At 70.9% G+C, this 6437-nt stretch carries 6 protein-coding genes; 1 reads left to right on the top strand and 5 read right to left on the bottom strand.

Going from position 1 to position 6437, the window contains the following annotated elements; genetic code table 11:
- From ND748_RS21980 to ND748_RS21995, 4 genes are all read right to left on the bottom strand, one after another.
- Nucleotides 1–561, bottom strand: a 561-nt coding sequence (locus tag ND748_RS21980) for a carbohydrate kinase family protein (RefSeq protein WP_251747872.1), incomplete at its 3' end; no start/stop codon positions are given.
- Between the two features lie 492 nt (nt 562–1053).
- Nucleotides 1054–2046 (bottom strand): hypothetical protein, encoded by a 993-nt coding sequence (locus ND748_RS21985; RefSeq protein WP_251747873.1) that lies wholly within the window; start codon nt 2044–2046, stop codon nt 1054–1056.
- 226 nt (nt 2047–2272) lie between these two features.
- Nucleotides 2273–3451 (bottom strand): cystathionine gamma-synthase, encoded by a 1179-nt coding sequence (locus ND748_RS21990; protein ID WP_251747874.1) that lies wholly within the window; start codon nt 3449–3451, stop codon nt 2273–2275.
- A gap of 9 nt (nt 3452–3460) precedes the next feature.
- Nucleotides 3461–4915: a cystathionine beta-synthase gene (locus ND748_RS21995; protein ID WP_251747877.1), complete on the bottom strand. Its 1455-nt coding sequence runs from the start codon at nt 4913–4915 to the stop codon at nt 3461–3463.
- Nucleotides 4916–5275: 360 nt separating this feature from the next.
- Here ND748_RS21995 and ND748_RS22000 point away from each other — a divergent pair, with 360 nt between their 5' ends.
- Nucleotides 5276–5665: a YccF domain-containing protein gene (locus tag ND748_RS22000; protein ID WP_251747875.1), complete on the top strand. Its 390-nt coding sequence runs from the start codon at nt 5276–5278 to the stop codon at nt 5663–5665.
- Nucleotides 5666–5789: 124 nt separating this feature from the next.
- Here ND748_RS22000 and ND748_RS22005 read toward each other — a convergent pair whose 3' ends face one another.
- Nucleotides 5790–6206, bottom strand: coding sequence for a ferritin-like domain-containing protein (locus ND748_RS22005; RefSeq protein ID WP_251747876.1), 417 nt, complete (start codon nt 6204–6206; stop codon nt 5790–5792).
- Nucleotides 6207–6437 lie beyond the last annotated feature (231 nt).

Consider the following 6437-nt stretch of genomic DNA (forward strand, 5'->3'; position numbering starts at 1 on the left):
CGTCGCACCCCCAATTCTAGCGGACCCGCCGCGGGCGGCCGCGCCCCCCCGCTCGGCCGGCGCGGGATGGACGACCAGCGCCGCGCCGGCCGCCAGGGCGTGGTCGATCGCCGCCCGCACGGTCGCGGGCGGCGGGTCGAAGGTCACGATGACCGCGCGGGCGCGGCGGATGGCGGCCAGGGCGGGGGCCAGGTCGTCGGGGGTGAGGTCGAGCGCCTGCGCCCCGCGGTAGAGGAACGCGGTACGGCCGTCCGGGTGGGCGAGCACCACGCAGATCGGTGTCGCCGCGGCGGCACGGACCGCCATCGTGGCCTGGTCGACCCCCTCGGCCTGCAGCACCGCGAGCAGCTCACGGCCGGCCGTGTCCCCGCCGACGACGCCGACGGCCCGGACCGGCACGCCACGGCGGGCGAGCGCCACCGCCTGGTTCAGGCCCTTGCCGCCCGGCCTGGTCCGCACGGCGTCGACCCGGAGATCGTCTCCCCAGGCCGGCAGCGTGTCCGTGGTGACGATGCAGTCGAGGCAGAACCCGCCGACGACCACCACGCCCGTCCTGCTCATCGGGCTCACGTTAGCCGGCATCCTGGGCGCGGCGGGCAGATACCGTGCAGTCGGTGCGAAAGTCCCCGGGGCAAGAAGGTACTCAGACCACGGAAGAGCCCGGCGTCCCGCGCTGGAGTGTAACCCGGGTGTGGGCTGCTACGACCTCCTTTGTGGTCCTCTCCTGTCCCGGCCGGACCTTTTTGTGGGCCTGTGCAGGACCGCTCGGAACTTTCGTCGAGCCCCGACCCGCACGCCATTGTCGGCCACCCGATAATGTACCGCCGTGCCTATTCCCTATCCCGTCGCCGCGCGGGCGACCCCGCCACCGTTGCCGATCGTCCCGAATATTGCACCATCAAAATCCGTGTACCTCGTTCCGTCGAACGTCATGCCTCATTCCGACATATTCCCGTTCCTGGCTGTTCTGGTTGTCGTCCTGGCCGGCCTGCTCGTCGCCCACGGGCTGCGAACCGGCCTGGCCCGGCGGCGAGCAGGGCGGCCCGTCGGCGGTCAGACCGGTGACCATTCCTGCGCCTGCGCGACCAGCCCGGACCAGTCCGCCCCCTGGACTCTGGCCCGCTTTGCGAGCGAGAGAATTCCGTTCGACAACCAACTGCTCGGCCGGACCGCAGAGGCAGCCAGCGCCCTCGTCGCCAGAATCTCCGCCTCGTCCAGATCGCGCGACCGCATCGCCGCCGACGCCTGGTAGAGCCGCACGGCGGCGAGCGCGCCGGAGGCCCGAGAGCGACCGAACAGATCGGCGGCCTCACCGAGGCGCTGTTGGCCCTCGTCCACCGCGCCCGCGGCGACGAGCGCCGCACCCCCGAATGTCGGCAGGTAGCCCGGATGAATGCCATCGAGGCTGTATCCCAACGAACCGTGCGGCAGTTTCGCGGCGATGGCGTCCGCCGAACGCAGCACGGCCACGATGCCGTCCGTCGGCATGTGCCGGGCGGCCATGATGTGCGCCTCGGTGGTGATCGCGAGGATCGCGGTGTGCGCGTGCGGCGCCGCGGCCCGGGCGGTCCGGGCGAGCTGCAGGCCGTCGGAGGTGCTGTCGAAGGAGTAGGCCGCCAGTTCGGCCAGCACGACTCCGGCGTGGGCGGCGGTGGTGGTGTCCCCGACGTGTTTCGCGAGGACCAGCGCCGCCCGCGCCGCGATCGTCGCCCGGGTCGGCTGCCCGCTGTCGCCCTGGGCGACCGAGGTCATCAGGAGGATCCGGCCGTGTGCCCGCAGCCAGTCCTGGCGCAGGGCCGAACCCAGCCGCCAGCGCCCGATGGTGCGGGCGTGGTGCTCGAGGGTGCCGAGCCGTTCGACGAGCTCCGCCGGCGGGGTGGTCTCCCAACGGCGGGCGAGGGTCTCCAGCGTGGACTCGACCCGCTCCAGGGCCACCCGGCTGTCCACCGCCGAGGAGCTCATGTCGGCTGCACCGGCACCGAGAAGTGCACCGACGACGAGCGCGCTCGAGGTGACGAGCGTCCGGCGGTCCGTCGAGGCGTCCATGCGGCACTCCTGACGGTCGCGACCTGGCGGACCCGGCACGTGTACGGCATACCTGCACGTGCAGCCATGATGTTCTCCGCCCGAGGATCTCAACTCAGCAAGCTAACGATAACCGTTTAAGGTTCGCTATGTCGGCCCGCCGCTCACTTCGGGACTTTCGTCGGCCGTTTTCCCCCACTGTGGTGCTGTTGTGCGCCGGAATTGCCGCCGCAGGCTCGCGGTGGACCTAAGCGGAACCGGCCGAAAGCCCGTCCAGGGCCAGTCGCAGGTCGGTCGCGAGGTCGTCGGCCGATTCGATGCCGACCGAAAGCCGCACGAGCTCCGCCGGCACGGCCAGCGGCGAGTCCACCACCGACGCATGGGTCATGCTGGCCGGATGCTCGATCAGGGATTCCACCCCGCCGAGTGACTCGGCGAGGGTGAACAGCCGGGTCCGCCCGCACAGCTCGACCGCGGCCCGGGAACCGTCTCGCAGCGTGAACGAGACCATCCCGCCGAAGTCACGCATCTGTTTGGCGGCGACGCCGTGCCCGGCATGACCAGGCAGGCCCGGGTAGTACACCGTGGCGACGGCCGGATGCGCCGCCAACAGGGTCGCGATAAGACGGGCGTTGGCGCAGTGCCGGTCCATCCGCACGGCCAGTGTCTTGATGCCGCGCAATACCAGCCAGCAGTCGAACGGTCCGGGGACGGCACCGGCCGCGTTCTGCAGGAATCGTAGCCGCGTGCCGAGTTTCGGATCACTCACCACGATGGCGCCGCCCACGACGTCGCTGTGGCCGCCGAGGTATTTCGTGGTGGAGTGCACCACGGCGTCGGCGCCGAGAGCCAGCGGCTGCTGAAGGTAGGGCGAGGCGAAGGTGTTGTCCACGGCGAGCAGCGCGCCGGCGTCGTGGGCGAGCGATGCGAGTGCGGCGATGTCGGCGATCGTCAGCAGCGGGTTCGTCGGCGTCTCGCACCACACCAGCCGAGTCACGCCCGGGCGGACCGCGGCCCGGGTCGCATCGAGGTCGGTGAGGTCGACGCTGCTGTGCTCGACCCCCCACTCGCCGAGGACGCGCGCGATCAGTCGGTAGGTCCCGCCGTAGGCGTCGGCCGGGATGATCACATGGTCGCCGGGACGGCACACCGCCCGCAGCAGCGTGTCGGTCGCCGCCATGCCCGCGGAGAAGGCGAGGCCCACGCGGCCGCCTTCCAGGGCGGCGAGGCAGGTCTCCAGGGCCGCGCGGGTCGGGTTCCCGGAACGGGCGTACTCGAAGCCGCCGCGCAGGCCGCCGACCCCGTCCTGGGCGAACGTCGAGGAGAGGTGGATCGGAGGAGCCACCGCGCCGGTGCCCGGATCGGGCTCCTGACCGGCGTGGATCGCGATCGTCTCGAATCCGTCGGCGAACTCGTCGGCATGCATGACGTCACGCTACGGCGCCACGGCCAGGAAACTGAGCAGGTCGGCGCGAGTGAGGATGCCGACCGGGCTGCCCTCGTCGTGCACCAGGACCGCCGGATCGTCGCCGAGGACCGCCACGATCCGGGACAGCGGCTCGCCGACCCCCACCATCGGCAACGGCGGGGACAGGTGATCGCTGACGGGGGAGTCGACGGCGGACCGGTCGGCGAAGACCGCGGCGAGCAGATGACGTTCGATCACCGAGCCCGCCACCTCGGCCGCGCGCAGCGGCGGTTCGTGGCGGACCACCGGCATCTGCGAGACGTTGTACTCCCGCAGGTAGGAGATGGCCGCGCCGACCGTCTCGTCCGGATGGACGTGCACGAGGTCGGGCGGCCCGCTGATCTGTTCGCCCGCACGGCCCTGTTCGCCCTTGTGGCCCTGCTCACTGTTGTGGCCCTGTTCGCCCTTGTGGCCCTGCTCATCCTTGTAACGCAGGGCGTCGGCGACGGTCGGGCCGCTCGACGGTGGCTCCAGGAAGCCGTACTCGTACATCCACTCGTCGTTGAAGATCTTCGACAGGTAGCCGCGGCCCGAGTCGGGGAGCAGGACCACCACGACGTCGTCGGGCCCGAGACCGTCGGCGACGCGCAGCGCCGCCACCACGGCCAGCCCGCAGGACCCGCCGACCAGCAGCCCGCACCGCCGGGCGAGGTCGCGGGTCATCAGGAACGAGTCGCGGTCGCTGACCGCTTCCACCCGGTCGACGACCGTCTTGTCGTAGGTCGTCGGCCAGATGTCCTCGCCGACCCCCTCGACGAGATAGGGCCGCCCGCTGCCGCCGGAGTAGACCGATCCCTCCGGATCGGCGCCGATGATCTGCACGGCGCCGCCGGACACCTCCTTGAGGTAGCGCCCCACCCCGCTGATCGTGCCGCCCGTGCCGATCCCGGCGACGAAGTGGGTGACGCGGCCGTCGGTCGCCCGCCAGATCTCCGGTCCGGTGGTGGCCTGGTGCGCCGCCGGGTTGTGCGGGTTGGAGTACTGGTCCGGGCTCCACCCGCCCGGGGTCTCCCGGACCAGCCGGCGAGCCACCTCGTAATAGGAACGGGGATCGTCGGGGGGCACCGCGGTCGGGCAGACGACGACCTCCGCGCCGTACGCGCGCAGGACCGCCCGCTTCTCCTCGCTGATCTTGTCCGGCATGGTGAACACACAGTGGTAGCCCTGCCGCGCCGCCACCAGCGCCAGACCGACCCCGGTATTGCCGCTGGTCGGCTCGATGATGGTGCCGCCCGGCCGCAACTGGCCGGCCTCCTCGGCGGCGGCGACCATCGCCAGTGCCACCCGGTCCTTCACCGAGCCGCCCGGATTCAGGTATTCGAGCTTGCCCAACACTGGCGCCGGGGTCTCGGCGATACCCGGCGTCAACCGGATCAGGGGCGTGTCTCCGACGAGGTCGACGACGTGGTCGTACACCTGCATACCGGTCATCCACCTATCACTGCGGTCGGGAACGCGGGCCGGTCGGGGGAAACCCGGGCCCTGGCGTGCCCGGGCCACTGCCGTCGACGGTAGCGAGTCGGGCCCGCAGCCGCCCGCCACCCGCCACCCGCCGTCCGGTGGATCCGCCGGATCCACCGGGGACTGACGGTGAACTCGTCCCAAGTGGGGTAAAGGTCGGCACCCCGTGGGTAAAGTTCCGCAGGCGATATCCGCCCGCGTCGCGGCCGACGCCCGCGGACCTCGGCGACCACCGGTCCCGTTTCGGGCGGCCGGTCCCTTGTGGGAGAACGGCCCCTTGCGGGAGAACGGTCCCTCTTGAGAGAGAGTGCGGGTGGGCTAATGCGTGTCCTGCTCAACGTCATCTGGCTGGTGCTCTGCGGTATCTGGCTGGCCATCGGCTATGCCCTGGCGGCGCTGATCTGCTTCATCCTCATCATCACGATTCCGTTCGGCATCGCGTCGCTGCGGATGGCCAACTACGCGTTGTGGCCGTTCGGCCGGCGGGTCGTGGACCGCCCGGATGCCGGCGGGGCGTCCCTGGCGGGCAATGTTCTGTGGATCGTTTTTGCCGGCTGGTGGCTGGCTCTCGGGCATCTCACCACCGGGATCGCGCTGTGCCTGACCGTGATCGGTATCCCGCTCGGCCTGGCGAACTTCAAGCTGATCCCGGTGTCGCTGATGCCGCTGGGCAAGGAGATCGTGGACGTGGACAGCCCGATCCCCGTCTGAGCGGCATCCCCGTCTGAGTGGCATCCCGTCTGAGTGGCGCGGTGGCTCGGCGGCGGGTCGGGGCACCGGGTCGGTGCGTGCGCCGACCCGGTGCCGCCGGCTCGGCCGGCCGCGACCGCCCCGCTCAGCGGCCCAGTGCCGCCTGCAGGTCGCGGACGTGCTCCTGGGTCTGTTCGAGCAGGGGGCGCAGCGCCTCGGCGACGTCGGCCAGCCCCAGCTCGTTGGCCTGGCCGAACCGCTCGCGGTAGCGGTCGAGCTGCTCGGACTCCAACCGGAGATCGTCGCGCAGCGCCTCCTGGGCCCCGCTCGACGGGTGGACCTGGGACACGTCGACGGTCGGCGTCCCGCCGAGGAAGGAAATCTGCTCGGCCAGAATCTGCGCGTGGCCGAGCTCCTGCGGCAGGTGCCGCTTGATCTCGTCGGCGACGTTCAGGTACTCCGCGCCCTTGATGACCGCGCCGTGCTGGATGTACTGGACGATCGACTGGTACTCGGAGCTGAGGTCGTCGTTGAGCAGCTTGACGAAGGTCTCCCGATCCATGCCCTGTGGCCTCCCCTGTCTCGATATCCCGCCGGGACGGCGCGTCCGGGCGGTCTGAGCGGGATGCCCGTTCTCGGGCCAGTCATACCTCCACGGCACCTCGGTGGCCGGCCCGCGACGCCGCAGGCCGCGGGCCGCACGGCCTGTCTATTTTAAAAATATACCAGCCCACCACAAATGCACAGATATACCGTTTTGGGGCGTCTGCTTTTAAAATGGGGGGGGGGGGGG

The sequence above is a fragment of the Frankia sp. AiPs1 genome (assembly GCF_023716945.1).
Taxonomy (GTDB): domain Bacteria; phylum Actinomycetota; class Actinomycetes; order Frankiales; family Frankiaceae; genus Frankia.